15 protein-coding genes are annotated in these 14,811 nt (G+C 66.7%); 14 read left to right on the forward strand and 1 reads right to left on the reverse strand.

Features of this window, described 5'->3' with window-relative positions:
• Positions 1-64 precede the first annotated feature (64 nt).
• From CCK87_RS03375 to CCK87_RS03395, 5 genes are all read left to right on the forward strand, one after another.
• Entirely contained in the window at positions 65-628 is a 564-nt protein-coding gene (locus tag CCK87_RS03375; RefSeq protein WP_249273681.1) for a DUF177 domain-containing protein, read from the forward strand.
• Between the two features lie 27 nt (positions 629-655).
• Positions 656-859 (forward strand): 50S ribosomal protein L32, encoded by a 204-nt coding sequence (gene rpmF / locus CCK87_RS03380; protein ID WP_044442139.1) that lies wholly within the window; start codon positions 656-658, stop codon positions 857-859.
• Between the two features lie 50 nt (positions 860-909).
• Positions 910-1,641: a ribonuclease III gene (gene rnc, locus CCK87_RS03385; protein WP_086460057.1), complete on the forward strand. Its 732-nt coding sequence runs from the start codon at positions 910-912 to the stop codon at positions 1,639-1,641.
• Between the two features lies 1 nt (position 1,642).
• On the forward strand, positions 1,643-2,563 hold the full coding sequence (mutM, locus tag CCK87_RS03390) for a bifunctional DNA-formamidopyrimidine glycosylase/DNA-(apurinic or apyrimidinic site) lyase (RefSeq protein ID WP_086460058.1): 921 nt from the start codon (positions 1,643-1,645) through the stop codon (positions 2,561-2,563).
• Between the two features lie 78 nt (positions 2,564-2,641).
• Positions 2,642-4,249 carry a DUF4407 domain-containing protein gene (locus CCK87_RS03395; RefSeq protein WP_140162758.1) on the forward strand — a complete coding sequence of 536 codons (1,608 nt, stop codon included), beginning with the start codon at positions 2,642-2,644 and terminating at the stop codon, positions 4,247-4,249.
• On the opposite strand, the gene CCK87_RS03400 is transcribed toward CCK87_RS03395, so the two are convergent.
• Positions 4,250-4,969 (reverse strand): YoaK family protein, encoded by a 720-nt coding sequence (locus tag CCK87_RS03400; RefSeq protein WP_249273682.1) that lies wholly within the window; start codon positions 4,967-4,969, stop codon positions 4,250-4,252.
• 110 nt (positions 4,970-5,079) lie between these two features.
• Between CCK87_RS03400 and CCK87_RS03405 the strand changes: the two genes are divergently transcribed.
• From CCK87_RS03405 to CCK87_RS03440, 9 genes are all read left to right on the forward strand, one after another.
• Positions 5,080-6,177, forward strand: a complete 1,098-nt coding sequence (locus CCK87_RS03405; protein ID WP_086460060.1) for an acetamidase/formamidase family protein — start codon at positions 5,080-5,082, stop codon at positions 6,175-6,177.
• Entirely contained in the window at positions 6,170-7,732 is a 1,563-nt protein-coding gene (locus CCK87_RS03410) for an AtzH-like domain-containing protein (protein ID WP_086460061.1), read from the forward strand. Before CCK87_RS03405 ends, CCK87_RS03410 begins: the two co-directional genes overlap by 8 nt.
• Before the next feature lie 147 nt (positions 7,733-7,879).
• On the forward strand, positions 7,880-9,082 hold the full coding sequence (locus tag CCK87_RS03415) for an alanine--glyoxylate aminotransferase family protein (RefSeq protein ID WP_086460062.1): 1,203 nt from the start codon (positions 7,880-7,882) through the stop codon (positions 9,080-9,082).
• On the forward strand, positions 9,079-10,326 hold the full coding sequence (locus CCK87_RS03420; RefSeq protein ID WP_086460063.1) for an allantoate amidohydrolase: 1,248 nt from the start codon (positions 9,079-9,081) through the stop codon (positions 10,324-10,326). The genes CCK87_RS03415 and CCK87_RS03420 overlap by 4 nt, the downstream gene beginning before the upstream one ends.
• A gap of 3 nt (positions 10,327-10,329) precedes the next feature.
• Positions 10,330-11,193: a MurR/RpiR family transcriptional regulator gene (locus tag CCK87_RS03425; protein WP_249273683.1), complete on the forward strand. Its 864-nt coding sequence runs from the start codon at positions 10,330-10,332 to the stop codon at positions 11,191-11,193.
• Positions 11,194-11,468: 275 nt separating this feature from the next.
• Positions 11,469-12,041: an alternate-type signal peptide domain-containing protein gene (locus tag CCK87_RS03430; protein ID WP_086460064.1), complete on the forward strand. Its 573-nt coding sequence runs from the start codon at positions 11,469-11,471 to the stop codon at positions 12,039-12,041.
• A gap of 134 nt (positions 12,042-12,175) precedes the next feature.
• On the forward strand, positions 12,176-12,736 hold the full coding sequence (locus CCK87_RS18195) for a hypothetical protein (RefSeq protein WP_170927123.1): 561 nt from the start codon (positions 12,176-12,178) through the stop codon (positions 12,734-12,736).
• Positions 12,737-12,740: 4 nt separating this feature from the next.
• On the forward strand, positions 12,741-14,060 hold the full coding sequence (locus CCK87_RS03435) for an RICIN domain-containing protein (protein WP_170927124.1): 1,320 nt from the start codon (positions 12,741-12,743) through the stop codon (positions 14,058-14,060).
• A gap of 2 nt (positions 14,061-14,062) precedes the next feature.
• The gene (locus CCK87_RS03440; protein WP_086460066.1) at positions 14,063-14,635 is read left to right on the forward strand and encodes a signal peptidase I; all 573 of its coding nucleotides are present in this window, start codon (positions 14,063-14,065) and stop codon (positions 14,633-14,635) included.
• The last annotated feature ends 176 nt before the right edge of the window (positions 14,636-14,811 follow it).

The following is a 14,811-nucleotide window of genomic DNA, read 5'->3' on the forward strand; positions in this document are numbered from 1 at the left end:
CGCGGCTACTCGATCAGCGCGCAGCCGGGACGCCGAGCGGCTACGGGCGGTAGACTCGAATGTTGTGAACAAATTCAAGAAGACTCCCTACACCGTGGGGGTGCACGACCTCATCCACCGGCCCGGCGAGATGCGCGAGCACGAACTCGAGATCGTTGTTCCCGAGAAGCTCGGCGAGGGCCTCGTGGCCGTTCAGGCCGACTCGATCCTCGACGTCGACGTGCGTCTCGAGGGTCTGCACGACGGCATTCTGGCCTCGGTTCACGTCTCCGGAACGGCCGACGGCGTCTGCGGGCGCTGCCTCACCGACATCCATCTGCCGGTAGAAGTCGAATTCCAAGACGTTTTCGCGTATTCTCTTGACGAAGCTTTTGATTACTCGGTTCTCGACGATCACGTCGACCTCGAACCGATGATCAGGGATGCGGTGGTACTTTCACTGCCGTTCCAACCGGTCTGTCGGCCGGATTGCCCAGGACTAGACCCGGAGACGGGTGAGAAGCTGGCCGATCAGCCGCGTGACGAACCCCAGCAGATCACCGATCCGCGCTGGGCTGCGCTCGCAGGCTTTGAAGCTTCCACCCAGACTGACCAAGCAGACACCGACGCCTCCGCGCGACCCGAGTGACCTGAACGATAGAGAAAAGAGAAGATCATGGCTGTTCCGAAGAGAAAGATGTCGCGGGCTTCCACCCGCATGCGTCGCGCTCAGTGGAAGGCTACGGCCCCCACCCTCGTCAAGACGATCGAGAACGGCAAGACTGTCTACAGCCTGCCGCACCGCGCCAAGATCGTCGAAGACTCCGCAGGCACCCCCCTGTTCATGGAGTACAAGGGCCGCAAGGTCGCAGACATCTAAGACTCCTGCTGTCGGCAACGACAACAGATGCGTCACCAAGGAGCGCCTCGATGGTTTCTGAACACGAAACCGACGGGTCGCTCCTTTTGGCGACTCTGCAGATCGATCTTCCCGACGACCTGCTCGAGCTCGCACTGACTCACCGCTCGTACTCCTACGAGCACGGCGGCATTCCCACTAACGAGCGCCTCGAGTTCCTCGGCGACTCGATTCTGGGCCAGGCCGTCACGGTCATGCTCTACCGCCGCTTTCCCGATCTCGAAGAGGGCGAACTGGCCAAGCGCCGCGCCAGCCTCGTGTCGACGGTCGCTCTGGCGGAGATCGCCCGAGGCATCGAACTGGGCCGTTTCGTTCGACTGGGCCGCGGCGAAGAGCTCACGGGAGGGCGCGACAAGCCGTCGATTCTCGCCGACACGATGGAGGCCGTCATCGGCGCCAGCTATCTGGGCGCGGGCCCAGATGCGGCGACCGCGCTCGTGCTTCGTCTCGTAGCCCCCCTCGCCACTGCTCCCGGTCACTTCCGCATCTCGATGGACCCCAAGACGTCGCTGCAGGAGGCCGCCGGCCAGAAGGGTCTGGCCGCTCCCGTGTATGAACTGAGCGAATCCGGCCCCGACCACCAGAAGGTGTTCGTCGCCACCGTGCGCGTGTCGACCACGGCCGGAGCCGTCGTGGTGCAGGCCACGGGCGAGGGGCCGTCGAAGAAGCAGGCCGAGGCATCCGCTGCCCGTGATGCCGTGGCCATGCTGGCGGCGCAGCCGACAGAATCGGCATCGGCCTAGAGTGCCCGAACTCCCCGAAGTCGAGGTCGTGCGGGCGGGCCTCGAGCGGGCCGTCTCGGGCGCGCACGTCACCGCCGTCGAGGTCTTCGACCAGCGCTCGCTCAAACGACACAGCCCTGCGGCGGGCGCCTTCGTCGACCTGCTCGAGGGGCGCCGGATGCTGTCGGCTGTGCGCCGAGGCAAGTTCCTGTGGTTCCCACTCGACGACGCGACGGATGTCGGCGGTCGGGCTCTGGTGACCCACCTCGGCATGAGTGGACAGGTTCTGCTGCGAACGCCGGGCGTCGAGGAGGACGGCCTGCTGCGCATCCGGCTGCACATCGAGCATCCCGAGCACGGCGAGTTCTGGGTGAACTTCGTCGACCAGCGCATCTTCGGCTCGATGGCCGTCGACTCCCTTCAGTCGACGGTCGACGGACGTGCCGCGGGGCGGGGGAGCGAGCTCGCATCGATTCCTAGCCAGGTGTCGCACATCGCTCGTGACCCGCTTGATCCCGCATTCAGCGACGCGGCCTTCTTCGCGTCGCTTGCTCGCAAGAACACCGGCATCAAGAGGGCGATGCTCGACCAGAACCTCATCAGCGGCATCGGCAATATCTACGCCGACGAGTCGCTGTGGGCGGCGCGCATCCACTACGCCCAGCCCGCGTCGTCGCTGTCGCGCGCCAAGGCGAAGCTGCTGCTGGCCGAGGTGCGATTCGTGCTCGAGAAGGCCCTCGCCGAGGGAGGAACGAGCTTCGACGCGCAGTACGTGAATGTGAACGGCGCATCCGGATATTTCTCGCACAGCCTCAACGCCTACGGGCGGCAGGGCCAGCCGTGTCCGCGCTGTGGACGCCCGATCGTGCGCGAGAACTTCATGAATCGCGGGTCGCATTTCTGCGCCCACTGCCAGCGGCTACGGAGTGTTCCGCAGGGCTGATTGAGAGGATGCTCACCGGATGCTCAGGGTCGGTGCGTGCATACTTGCCGCTGATCATTCGAACAGGAAGGACTCGGCGTGAGCGAAAACGACGCATCGAGTGGGCCCCAGTTGGAGCCCTGGTTCAGCGAGACCCCGAAACCGCGCCGACGCCCTGAGGCGGAGACGGTGCCGATCGAGGCGCTGTCCGGCGTCGACTTCTCGAATGACACTTCGCCGATGATTACAGCGCCCACCGAGCAGCTCTCGGTGGAGCAGCAGGAGCAGCCGTGGTTCGAGCGCGACATTGACGCCCAGTCGGAGGCATCCGGCACGGAGGGTGAAGCCGCCGTGGCCGCATCAGCCGAGCCTGCGGAAAGACCGAACGCCCGCCGTCGCCGTCTGCGCCGCACCAGCCTCGCCGTGCTCGGAGGAGCCCGTCCCGACGCCATCGAGGGTGCGCCCGGCGACCGCCAGGCGTACTCATCGATGGCACTCATCCTGATGTTCACCGCCACGGTCGCGGCGTTGTCGATGGCCTTCGCTCTCGGCATGGTGTTCCACGCCGACTGGTTCTGGTTCATTCCCGTGGGTATCTTCTGGGGTGCGGGGATCTTCGCCATCGACAGGGCTCTCACCATCCAGCTGTCGAATACGAAAGGTGCGTGGAAGACCACCTTCGCCGTCGTTCCGCGTGTGCTGCTCGCCGCCATTCTCGGCACGGTCATCTCGACGCCGGTCACCCTGCAGATCTTCGCGCCCGAGATCAGCGCCCAGATTCTGGTGATGGAAGCCGAGGCGCGCACCTCGTTCGCGAACCAGCTCGCCAGCGATCCGATTCTCTCGACCGAAGACTCAGTGCGCGCCGCGATCGCGAGCAACCAGGCGATCATCGACAAGAGCGATGCGGTCGACCCGATGACCGACCCCACCTACGCCGCCGCGAAGAAGGCCGAGGATGCGGCGCTCGCCGATCTCAACGCCAAGACCGCCGCGTGGCAGTCCGAGGCCAACGGCACCGGGGGCACGGGCCAGTTCGGTGCGGGCGCCGTCACGGCGGTGGCGAAGGAGGCCGTCGATGCGGCCCAGACCGTCTACGACCAGGCGCAGAAAGCAACCGCTGCGGCACTCGCGACCGCGCAGCCCGCCCTGACATCGCAGTTGAAGGATTCGAAGACCACGGCCGAGGCCGCGCTCACCAAGGCGCAGGCAGACCTGGCCACGATCGAGCAGCGCAAGTCCGACTTCCAGGCGCAGAACGATGCTGCCGTGTCATCGAGCGACGGCATCAGCAACCGCCTCACCGCGCTCGACCGGCTGAGCAAAGAGAGCCCGTCCGCGGGACTCGCCCACGTCATGGTGTTCCTGCTGTTCTTCGCGATCGAGCTGCTTCCGGTGATCATCAAGCTGCTGCGCAACCTCGGCAACAAAGAGTCAGTGCACGACGAGACCGCGCGCGAGCACGACCGCACCGAGATCGCGCGGGTGCGCCAGCAGTTCGCGCTCGAGCGCGACCAAGCGCTTCTGGATGCTCAGATCACCTCGGGCAGGCTGGCCACGCTGAGGCAGCTGGCCGAGCACGAGGAAGAACTCGCTCTCGCCACGGGCAAGGAGCGCAACGTCGGACTCGACGACCGGGTTCGCAGCAAGAGCCAGGACTTCTTCGACGAATGGGATCGCGAGCAGACCGCTCAGCGCCGCCGCTGATCAGGCGGTGACATCTACCTCAGCCGGCTCGACAGGAGCGTGGTGGGGGCGACCGGTGAGGTGGCCCGTCAGGGCGACCAGAAGAGTGATGAAGGCGGCCAGGGCCACGCCCCAGCCGATGTGGATGGTGAGCAGGAGAGCTCCGACGGCGGCGCCTCCGCCGATGAGCAGGATGGCGCCGGCGCGACGGAACCACGGCTGACCCGAGCCGCCGGCCAGTCGCGAGTCGGCAGCGAGACCCGTGATGGTCGACGTCACCACAACCGTGGTGACGTCTTTGACCGCGATGTGCCGCGCTGTCGCAGCCTGAACGCCCATGACCAGGGCGAAGCATCCGGTGAAGATGTATTCGTAGGGGGGTGGGGGAGGCCCGTCGAAGACGAAGAGGGCGATGGTCAGGCCGACCATGACCGTTCCCACGATGCTGAACAGCACGGTGCTGTGCGTGGTCCAGCCGACCTTGACGGGTCGCAGGACCCGACCGCCGATCGCGGCTCCCAGCATGAAGGCGAACAATGCGACGAGTGGGCCGATGACGGGCAGGCCGTCGGCGCCGGCGATCGCCATGCCGAGGATCACGACGTTGCCGGTCATGTTCGCGGTGAACACCCTGTCGAGTCCGAGGTAGCCCACCGCGTCGGCGATGCCGGTCGAGAACGTGAGAGCGAGCATCAGGCCCAGATGAAGATTGGCGGGCTTGCTGCGGAGTCTTCGGAGCACGGGGCACCTGATCTTTCGATGTCTCTGGGCGTGGCGGGGCTGTCGACTGGCGCACGATACTCTCGAAGCGACCCTCCCATCTTTCCAGACTTCGGAAGGCGCGCATTCGGATGCCGTTCACCGCACCGCTCCAGCCCGGACAGGGATTCATCCAGTCCGCTCACTACCTGCCTGCGACTGTCGAGAACGTGCTCTGGGGGCGACTTCCCTGCGCCGCCGACGCAGCTGTCCTCACCATCGACTCCGGCGACGAAGCCACGATCGACACGCTCAGTCACGAGGGCGTGCTCGAAGACCAGGGCCGCGATCCGGCCGCGTACTTCGCGGGCCACGGCGTGAGTCGCGAGAACGTGCTCGACGACGCGGTAGCGCTCGCGGCATCCGGCTACCAGCGCGACCCCAGGGTCGACGGCCCGCACGTCGTGACCGGGCCCATTCGCATCCGGGGCGCGAAGCCGGGCGATCTGCTGAAGATGACGGTGCTCGAGGCGACCCCGCGCGTTCCCTACGGCGTGATCTCGAACAGGCACGGCAGGGGAGCGCTTCCCGGCGAGTTTCCGCTTGTAGCGGGTGCCGTGAGCATCTTCGCCGCGGTCGACGACGACCCCGACGGCAGCCAGGTCGGCACCCTTCCACTCGTCGCCGGGGGAGAGCACTCGGTGCGATTCCCGCTGCGCCCGTTCCTCGGAATCATGGGCGTGGCCGTTGCCGGATCGACGCGTCCGCACTCGGTTCCGCCCGGCCCGCACGGGGGGAATATCGACATCAACCTGCTCACCGAAGGCAGCTCGCTCTACCTCCCCGTTCAGGTCGACGGCGCGCTGGCCTACGTCGGAGACCCGCACTTCGCGCAGGGTGACGGTGAGGTGGCGCTGACCGCTATGGAGGCGTCGCTGAGGGTGACCGTGCGCTTCGAGGTCGTTCCGCAGAGCGATGCTCTCGCGGCATTCGGCGCCCTCGTCGGACCTCTTGCCGAGACCCAGGAGTTCCTCGTTCCGACAGGAATGGACGAAGACCTCGATGAGGCGGCGCGAAAGTGCGTGCGTGCTGCGATCTCGCTGCTGCATGCCCGATACGGCATGGATGAAGACCTCGCCTACGCCTACCTCAGCGCGGCCACCGACTTCAATATCTCCCAGGTCGTCGACCTGGTCACCGGCGTGCACGCCCGCGTTCGCGTCTCGGACTTCGAAGGACCCCATGCCTGAGCGAATCTCTCCTACGTCGGTCACGGGCGACCTGCCAGAGGGGCTCCTCGACGCCTTCTGGGCGTATGAGAACGCCCTCCTCGACAACGACCTCGATGCGCTCGATGCGGCCTTCGCCCCGGGCGATGCGACATTGCGCGGCGACGCGGGCGGCCTCCTGGTCGGCCACGATCGCATCAGCTCGTTCCGCGGTGCCCGAGGCGGCGTGCCCGCCCGCACCGTCACGTCGCTGCACGTGCGTGTGCTCTCTGACACTCATGCCCTCATCGTCAGCGAGAACCGGCCCAGCTCGGGCGGGCGCGGTCTCATCACCCAGCTGTGGGTGACGCATCCGGATGCCGACGGCTGGGTCATCGAGTCGGCCCAGGTCGCCGGTGCCCCCGCGGCCATGAACACGGCGGTCTGGCGCGTGCTCGGCAACCCGCTTGTGACCTCGACGGCCTCGAGGGGCGGCGCGCTCGAGGGCGAGACCGTTGCGGTGAAAGATCTCTTCGACGTGCGCGGCTTCGCTGTCGGTGCAGGCATTCCCGAATATCTCGCGGAGGCGGATGCTGCCGAGGCCCACGCGCCCGCCCTCGCCGCCTTACTCGCGGCCGGCGCATCCGTTCGAGGCATCGCCCAGACCGACGAGTTCGCCTACTCGATCGCGGGCAAGAACGTGCACTACGGCACTCCGCCGAACCCAGCGGTTCCCGGCGCGATCCCCGGCGGCTCTTCGAGCGGGCCCGCATCCGCGGTGGCCATGGGACACGCGAGCATCGGGCTCGCCACAGACACCGCCGGGTCGATCCGAGTGCCGGCGTCGTATCAAGGGCTCTGGGGACTGCGCACCACCCACGGTGCCGTCGACTCGGGCGGGCTGCTGCCGCTGGCTGCGTCGTTCGACACGATCGGATGGCTCACGCGGTCGGGCTCGGTGCTGCGCGCCGCAGCCGCCAGCACGCTCGCTGCAGAGTCGCAGCAGCCTGTCGAGCCGCAGTTCGTGATCTCGACAGAGCTGCTCTTCGCCGCCGACCCCGCGATGCAGGGCGCGCTGGTGGATGCCGTGGGACGGCTCGAGACCGTCGGCCTGATCGCCGAGGTGGCCGTGGTCGACCTCGGCGACACGTCCGGCTTCTTCGAGGCGTTCCGCACCGTTCAGGGTGCCGAGGCATGGCGCCAGCACGGCGAGTGGATCACCGCGCATCCGGGAGTGCTCGCGAGCGACGTCGCCTCGAGATTCGAGGTGGCGTCGGCCATTACCGAAAATCAGGAGTCCTCGGCGCGCGCGGTGCTCGCGGCCGCTCGAACTCAGCTCGACGAGGCCCTGGCCGGGCGCATCCTGTTGCTGCCGTCGACGGCGTCGACCGCGCCGTCGTTGACCGCCGACCCCGCCGAGATCGACGCTGCCAGGGCGGCCACGCTCGCGCTCACCTGCTTCGCGGGCATCGGCGGATACCCCGCGCTGTCTGTGCCGCTGCTTCAGGTGAACGGGGCTCCGGCCGGCCTCTGTCTCGTCGGCCCCCGCGGCACCGACCTCGCACTCGTCGACATCGCGGCCACGTTCCTCCCCTGAGCCCTCGCTCCCTGAGCTGTAACCCGCGTGAAACACGCGTTCCGTAGAATCGAATCCTGAAACAGGTGATTCATTCTCAGCGAAAGCGGTCAGCTCATCTCACTCTCGTCTCTGCCCCAGCCCATCAACCCGCCGCAGCGACTCCTCATGGGGCCGGGCCCGATCAATGCCGATCCTCGGGTGCTGCGAGCCATGTCTGCGCAGCTCGTGGGCCAGTACGACCCCGCGATGACCGAGTACATGAACGAGACGATGGAGCTCTATCGCGGCGTCTTCAAGACCTCGAATGAGCAGACGCTGCTCATCGACGGCACATCGCGAGCAGGCATCGAGGCGGCCCTCGTCTCGTTGATCGAGCCGGGCGACCGCGTGCTTGTTCCTATCTTCGGCCGCTTTGGTCACCTCCTGCGCGAGATCGCCGAACGCTGCGGCGCCGAGGTGCACGTCATCGAGGTTCCCTGGGGTCAGGTGTTCACGCCGGAGGCGATCGAGGCGGCCATCGTCGAGGTGCAGCCCGTGCTGCTCGCCGTGGTGCATGGCGACACGTCCACCACCGTGGCCCAGCCGCTCGACGAGCTCGGCGCCATCTGCGCGCAGCACGGCGTGCTCTTCTACACCGACGTCACCGCATCGCTCGGCGGCAACACCATCGAGACGGATGCCTGGGGCATTGACGTCGTGACAGCCGGCCTCCAGAAATGCCTGGCCGGCCCGTCGGGCTCCGCTCCCTCCACGTTCTCGGCGGCCGCGGTGGAACGCATCGTCGCGCGCAAGAGCATCGAAGCGGGCATTCGCGAGGCCGGCGACGCGGTGGCCGCGCATCCGATTCGCTCGAACTACTTCGACCTCGCGATGATCTTCGACTACTGGGGCCCCAAGCGGCTCAACCACCACACCGAAGCCACCACGATGCTCTATGGCGCACGCGAGTGCGCGCGCCTGCTCATCGACGAGGGCATCGAGAACGCTGTCGAGCGGCACCGGCTTCACGGCTCCGCCATGCTCGCCGGCGTTCAGGGGCTGGGGCTCGCGGTGTTCGGTGATCTCGCGCACAAGATGAACAATGTCGTCGCCGTCATGATCCCCGAGGGAGTAAACGGCGATGCCGTTCGCGGAGAACTCTTGAACGATTTCGGAATCGAGATCGGCACGTCGTTCGGCCCGCTGCACGGCAAAGTGTGGCGCATCGGAACGATGGGCTACAACGCCCGCCGCGATACCGTGCTCACGACGCTCGCCGCTCTCGAGGCCGTGTTACGCCGGGCCGGCGCATCCGTGACGCCCGGCGGAGGCGTCGGCGCGGCATACGAGATCTACGCCGATGCCGACCGGGCCGGAGCCCGAGCGTGACGCAGCCGGCCTCGACCACGGCACACGCCATTCTCGAGCGCTGCGACGAACTCGCCACCTACTCGTCGATGGACGACGGGCTCATCGAGCGCGTCTACCTCTCGCCCCAGCACGCGGCCGTCAACGCCCTCGCCGGCCGGTGGATGACCGAGGCGGGCATGACCACGTGGCAGGATGCCGCCGGCAACCAGTGCGGCAGGCTCGAAGGCGCGACTCCCGGTCTGCCGGCGCTGCTGCTCGGCTCGCACCTCGACACGGTCCCCTCGGCGGGACGGTACGACGGAATCCTCGGAGTGCTCTCCGCCATCGCGGTCGTCGATCGCATCCGGTCGTCCGGACGCCAACTGCCCTTCGCTCTCGAGGTCGTCGCGTTCGGCGACGAGGAGGGCACCCGCTTCGGCCGCGCTCTTCTCGGCAGCCGCGCGCTCGCGGGCACCTGGCTCGAGGAGTGGTGGCAGCTCGAAGACGAAGACGGCGTCTCGTTGCGCGACGCGTATGTGCACTTCGGCCTCGATCCGGATGCCGTGGGCGAGGCCGCGCGGTCGCGCGGCGACTTCGTGGGGTACCTCGAAACCCACATCGAACAGGGCCCGTACCTCGAAGACGAGAACAAGGCGCTCGGCGTCGTGTCGTCGATCGCCGGCGCGTGCCGCTTTCTGCTCACGATCACCGGGCAGGCAGGCCACTCGGGAACTCCGTACGAACGCCGACGCGATGCCCTCGCCGGCGCGGCCGAAGCGATCACGACGATCGAGCGCATCGCCCGATCTGCGCAGCTCATCGCCACGGTCGGCCACCTCGAGGTGTTTCCCGACGCGGTCAACGTGATTCCCGGCAAGGTCGAGTTCAGCCTCGACCTGCGAGGCGAATACGACACCGAGCGTGACAAGGTGTGGCTGCAGATCGAAGAAGCCATTCTCGAGATCTGCCAGCGACGACGGCTGCGACTCACGAGCATCCAGACGCACTCGGCCAAGGCGGCCGTCTGCGCGCGACGGCTGCGCGACGCGATCGCCGACGGCATCCGGTCTACGGGTGACACCCGACCGATGTCTCTGTTCTCGCGCGCGGGGCACGATGCGATGGCCATAGCCGAGATCGCCGACATCGGCATGATCTTCGTGCGCTGCAAGGGCGGCGTGAGCCACAACCCCGAGGAACATGTCACCGAAGCCGACGTGGCGAAGGCGCTCGACGCGTTCGAGGCCACCGTTCTGCGGCTCGCCGACGGATACGAGGAGTAGCAGGTGATCACCGCGCCGCCCACCATCGGGCAGCGGATCGACAGCCAATACGGCGCCCTATCTCCCCAGGAGCAGCGCGCGGCCGACTTCATTCTCGATCATCTGGGCGACCTCGCCGTATACAACGCCACCGAGCTCGCAAAGCTGAGCGGGGTATCGAAGGCCACGGTGTCGCGGCTGTTTCGCCGTCTCGGATTCTCCGACTCGGCCGAGGTGCGTGAGCACGCCCGCAGCCTGCGCAGTCAGGGCTCTCCCCTCGGCGGAGTCGGGGCTGCGGCCGGCACTCCCTCGGCGCTCGCCGCGCACGCGCGCCAAGAGAGTGAGAATCTGCAGAAGATGCTCGCCGGGCTCGACGATGGGCGACTGGATGCCGCCGCTCGGCTCATCGCGGGTGCCGGCGAGGTCGTGCTGATCGGCCTGCGCAACAGCTATCCGTTGGCGCTGCATCTGCGACAGCAGCTGGCGCAGGCCCGCGACCGGGTGCGGCTCGCGCCCGTTCCCGGGCAGTCGCTGGGGGAGGACATCGCGGCCCTGGGCTCGCGCGACGTCGTCGTGCTCGTGGGCTTTCGACGTCGGCCGGCGGGTTTCGCGCTGATCGTGCGCACGCTGCGTGAGCGGGGGGTGCCCGTGGTCCTCATCTCTGACTCGTCTGCACGGCGGCATGCTGACGGCTCTGCCTACTGGCTGGAATGCCCGGTCGACAGCGTCTCGGCGTTCGACAGCTACGCGGCCGCCATGAGCCTGATGAATCTGTTGGCGAGCGGCGTGCTCGGCGTGAATGTGCGCGAGGGTCGGACGAGAATCGCTACGATCACGAGCGTTTATGACGCCCTCGACGAGCTCGAAGCGCCTACTTCTCCTTACTGACCGCCACCTGGCAATTCCGGTCAATCACCGAATTTAATGCGACACTTGAATAAGTAAGTTTTCCTCGGTTAATATAAGGCCGTGATTTACATGCAGGCCATCGTCCTCCTGCATTTGCCGGCATCCTCGGCATCTCAAGCGCCACCTTCGACGGCACTCTGACTCCTCACACCGAGGATCGATTGCGTCGAGCCCGCCTGTACAACAGCGCGGAGATAGGTGTTCCACGGACTCATACTGTCGACCCCACAAGGGTGACGCGAAAGGTTACTCCCATGAACAAGATCCTCAAAGGCACCATCGCAGGCGCAGCCGGAATCACGCTCCTTCTGGGCGGGGCCAGCACCTTTGCGCTGTGGAACTCCAGTGCCAGTGCGAGCGGTGGAACCATCGTGGCGGGTGACCTCGCGGTCAATGCAGGCTCGACCGCGGCGACGTGGAGCATCAACGGTGGCAGCCCTCGTGCCGACCTGACCGGATTCGTCGCGGTTCCGGGCGATGTCATCACCTACACGAAGGTCATGAGCATCACGGCCAAGGGCGACGATCTCCGTGCCAACCTGACGGTCGACCCGGCCTCGATCAAGCCGGTCTCGTCGAAGGCTCCGGCCGATGTGGCACTCGCGACCTATCTCACGTCGAATGCCGTTCTCACGGCCACCGGTACCGGCATCTCCTCAGGATCGGCGCCGTACACGATCACCGCGGGTGCGGCCGGCGTTGCGCAGGATGTCACCGTCTCGGTGACCATCACGTTCCCGAAGAGCACGACACCGGGCTTCGAGAACAACACCCAGCTCGGATCCGTGAACCTCGAGGCGCTCGCCGTCACGCTCACCCAGATCTAGTCCGGAAGACGTGTCGGCGCGGCGACCGCCGCGCCGACACTCTTTCGTGCGATTTCCACTCCCACCACAGAAAGGCGACAACCATGCGCGGAGGTACTCCCCGGCGGGGTTCTGCACGTCATGGTCGCGCCACAGTGTCGCGAACAGCCGCATTGCGTCCGAGTCTTCCCATCACGATTGCGAGTGCACTCGTTCTTCTCCTCTGCGTCGCTGGAACCGCGGGCACTCAGGCGACCCTGCGAGCCACCGCCTCCACCTCCGACCGCAGCCTTGTCATCTCTGCCGGGTCGGCCGGCCTGAGCCTCTCGACGCTCTCTCTCGATACGACGTCTCTGTATCCGGGACTCACACTCGTCGGCCCTGTAACGGTGACGAACACGGGAAATGTTCCCCTGCGTCTTGGTGTCGCCGGCCTGACCATGCCGTCTGGCGCCGCCGCGAATGCCCTCTCTGACGCACTCGTCGTCGGAGTCCGGACGGTGCCGTCGTTGGCGTCGTGCACTGCGGCCAACGCCTCGCCCGTATGGTCGGGGTCAGCCGCATCCGCGGCCGCAGGATCAATCGGTTCGACGCTGCCGACGTCTACCTCGCAGGTATTGTGCGTCTCGGTCACCTTGCCCATCAACGCACCCGCGGCCAGCCAGGGTCAATCGGCCTCGGGCATCCGGTTGCGCATCAGCGGAACGCAAGCCTGACGCCATGACACCATCACTGTCAGCGCGACTGTCCGCGCACGAACGGCGCCGCGTCGCACGTGCGCCGATGAAGATCGTCGCCGCGATGATCGCCGCCGTGCTCCTCACGCTCTCCGGCGGCGGTCCCGCCCAGGCGTCGTGGGATGCCCCGGAGCGATCGGTGACGACGGCGGTATCGTCGGGGACCCTGGCGATCACACAATCGGGCTTTTCGTCGCTGGCCACCTCGTACTCGTCGAACGCACTCTCCGCGACTGGCCCCGTGACGTTGACGAACACCGGCACGATTCCTGCCCCCTACGCCCTCATCCTCAGTGCGCAGACGGCGACGGCGTTGAGCAGCTCGGCATCGGTGCGGGCGTGGCCGGTCTCTTCTGCGAGCGCCTGCACAGCGGCAAGCACAGCCTCAGGAGCCACGGGTGCGACATGGGCGACAGTCGCCCCGCTGTCTGGAACTCTCGCGCCGAAGGCAACTGTTGTCTACTGCGTTCGAAGCTCTGTCACTCAGGCGCAGCGTTTCGCGCTGGCCGGAGCGACGATGGTGGCCACGGCCACGGCCACGGCGTCACAGGGCAAGTGGGCCAGCACGAGCACGGTAACGGCAGCCCAGTCCGTCGGTAACAGCGTGACACCCGGCGACCCGACGAAGGTCAGTGAAACAGATAGCCGCATCTCGCTGTCGTGGACTGCGCCGGCGGACACCGCCGCTGTCACGGGCTATCAGATCTATCGTGACGGCGCACTGGTCGCGACAGTGCCGGCCTCTCAGCTGACGTTCACCGATTCGGGTCTCGACGCCTTGAGGTACTACTACTACTTCGTGCGCGCCATCCATGCGGCGAACCCGGTCGATGTATCTCCTCCGTCCGCCACAGTGGGGCACGCCACCGCCTGGTGGAATAACAGCAGCTGGTATTCCGTGCGCAACGCGAGCACTCAGCTCTGCGTTGGCGGCGCCGACGGTGGCACCGTTGACAAGTCGGCGCTCCTGAGCAGCGCGTGCGGAACTCAGGCTAGCCAGGCCTTGAAGTTCGTGCCCTCGGGTGACGGCAGCTACGTCAACGTGGCCCCGAAGAGTTCCACGTCGTTGTTCTGGGAAGACCCCAGCGACGACAACATGGTTCTGCGAGGCGCCAACGACATCAGCGGTCAGAAGTGGCAACTTCTTCCCATCGGCTCCGGCACGGGAACCTTCACGTTACGGAACAAGAACATGGCGTGCCTCGACATTGCCGGAAACGTGCAGGCGGGCGGCACACAGCTTCGTGTCGCGAGCTGCGACGGCTCCGCCAATCAGCAGTTCGCCCTTCGGAACGTGGGTTGATCATGGCGGCACACGCACACACTGACGACAGCGTCTGGCGCTTTCTCGGAAGAGTACTGAGCTGGTCACTTCTCGCGGTCATTCTCGCCCTCGGCGTGGTGGTCATCGCGGTCCCCAAGATCGCGGGCGCCATGCCTCTGACCGTGCTGACCAGCTCGATGAAGCCGGGTCTTCCGCCGGGCACTCTGCTGGTCGTGAGGCCGGTTGCGACCGAGGACATCAAGATCGGTGACGTCATCACCTACCAGATCCACTCCGGCGTGCCCGGGGTGATCAGCCACCGGGTCACCGGCATCACCCTCGGCCCCGATGGCACCCGCACCTTCGTGCTGAAAGGTGACAACAACAGTGCGGCCGATGCCGAGCCGGTCATCAGCGCGCAGGTGCAGGGCAGGCTGTGGTATTCCGTTCCCTATCTGGGCTACGCGAACACGCTGGCGACGGGAACGGATCGCGAGTGGATCGTTCGCGGCGGAGGCGTGTTGCTGCTCGGCTACGCCTTGACCCTCATCGCGAAGGACATCCTTGCCCGCCGACGTCAGTCATCGGGTCACCGCACAGCGCACGCCGAATAGCGCGAGACGGACTACCCTCCGGTCCACGCTGAGACTGCGACCTCGGCTCCTTCTGCTGCGCACGCCGCCGTGAACGCGGCGGTCGCCGCGTCCCACCCGAGTACTCCTGCTGGCTCGTCGATGCTCTTGTGCCAGCGGGACAGCGAAACGGGAGGAGATTCGCGCATCCGAGCCGC

The sequence above is a fragment of the Agreia sp. VKM Ac-1783 genome (genome assembly GCF_900177765.1).
Lineage (GTDB): Bacteria > Actinomycetota > Actinomycetes > Actinomycetales > Microbacteriaceae > Agreia.

Coding starts and splice junctions, on each gene's coding strand:
- rpmF (WP_044442139.1), top strand. CDS start 656: ATGGCTGTTCCGAAGAGAAAGATGTCGCGGGCTTCCACCCGCATGCGT.
- rnc (WP_086460057.1), top strand. CDS start 910: ATGGTTTCTGAACACGAAACCGACGGGTCGCTCCTTTTGGCGACTCTG.
- CCK87_RS03405 (WP_086460060.1), top strand. CDS start 5,080: ATGCCGTTCACCGCACCGCTCCAGCCCGGACAGGGATTCATCCAGTCC.
- CCK87_RS03410 (WP_086460061.1), top strand. CDS start 6,170: ATGCCTGAGCGAATCTCTCCTACGTCGGTCACGGGCGACCTGCCAGAG.
- CCK87_RS03415 (WP_086460062.1), top strand. CDS start 7,880: ATGGGGCCGGGCCCGATCAATGCCGATCCTCGGGTGCTGCGAGCCATG.
- CCK87_RS03430 (WP_086460064.1), top strand. CDS start 11,469: ATGAACAAGATCCTCAAAGGCACCATCGCAGGCGCAGCCGGAATCACG.
- CCK87_RS03435 (WP_170927124.1), top strand. CDS start 12,741: ATGACACCATCACTGTCAGCGCGACTGTCCGCGCACGAACGGCGCCGC.
- CCK87_RS03440 (WP_086460066.1), top strand. CDS start 14,063: ATGGCGGCACACGCACACACTGACGACAGCGTCTGGCGCTTTCTCGGA.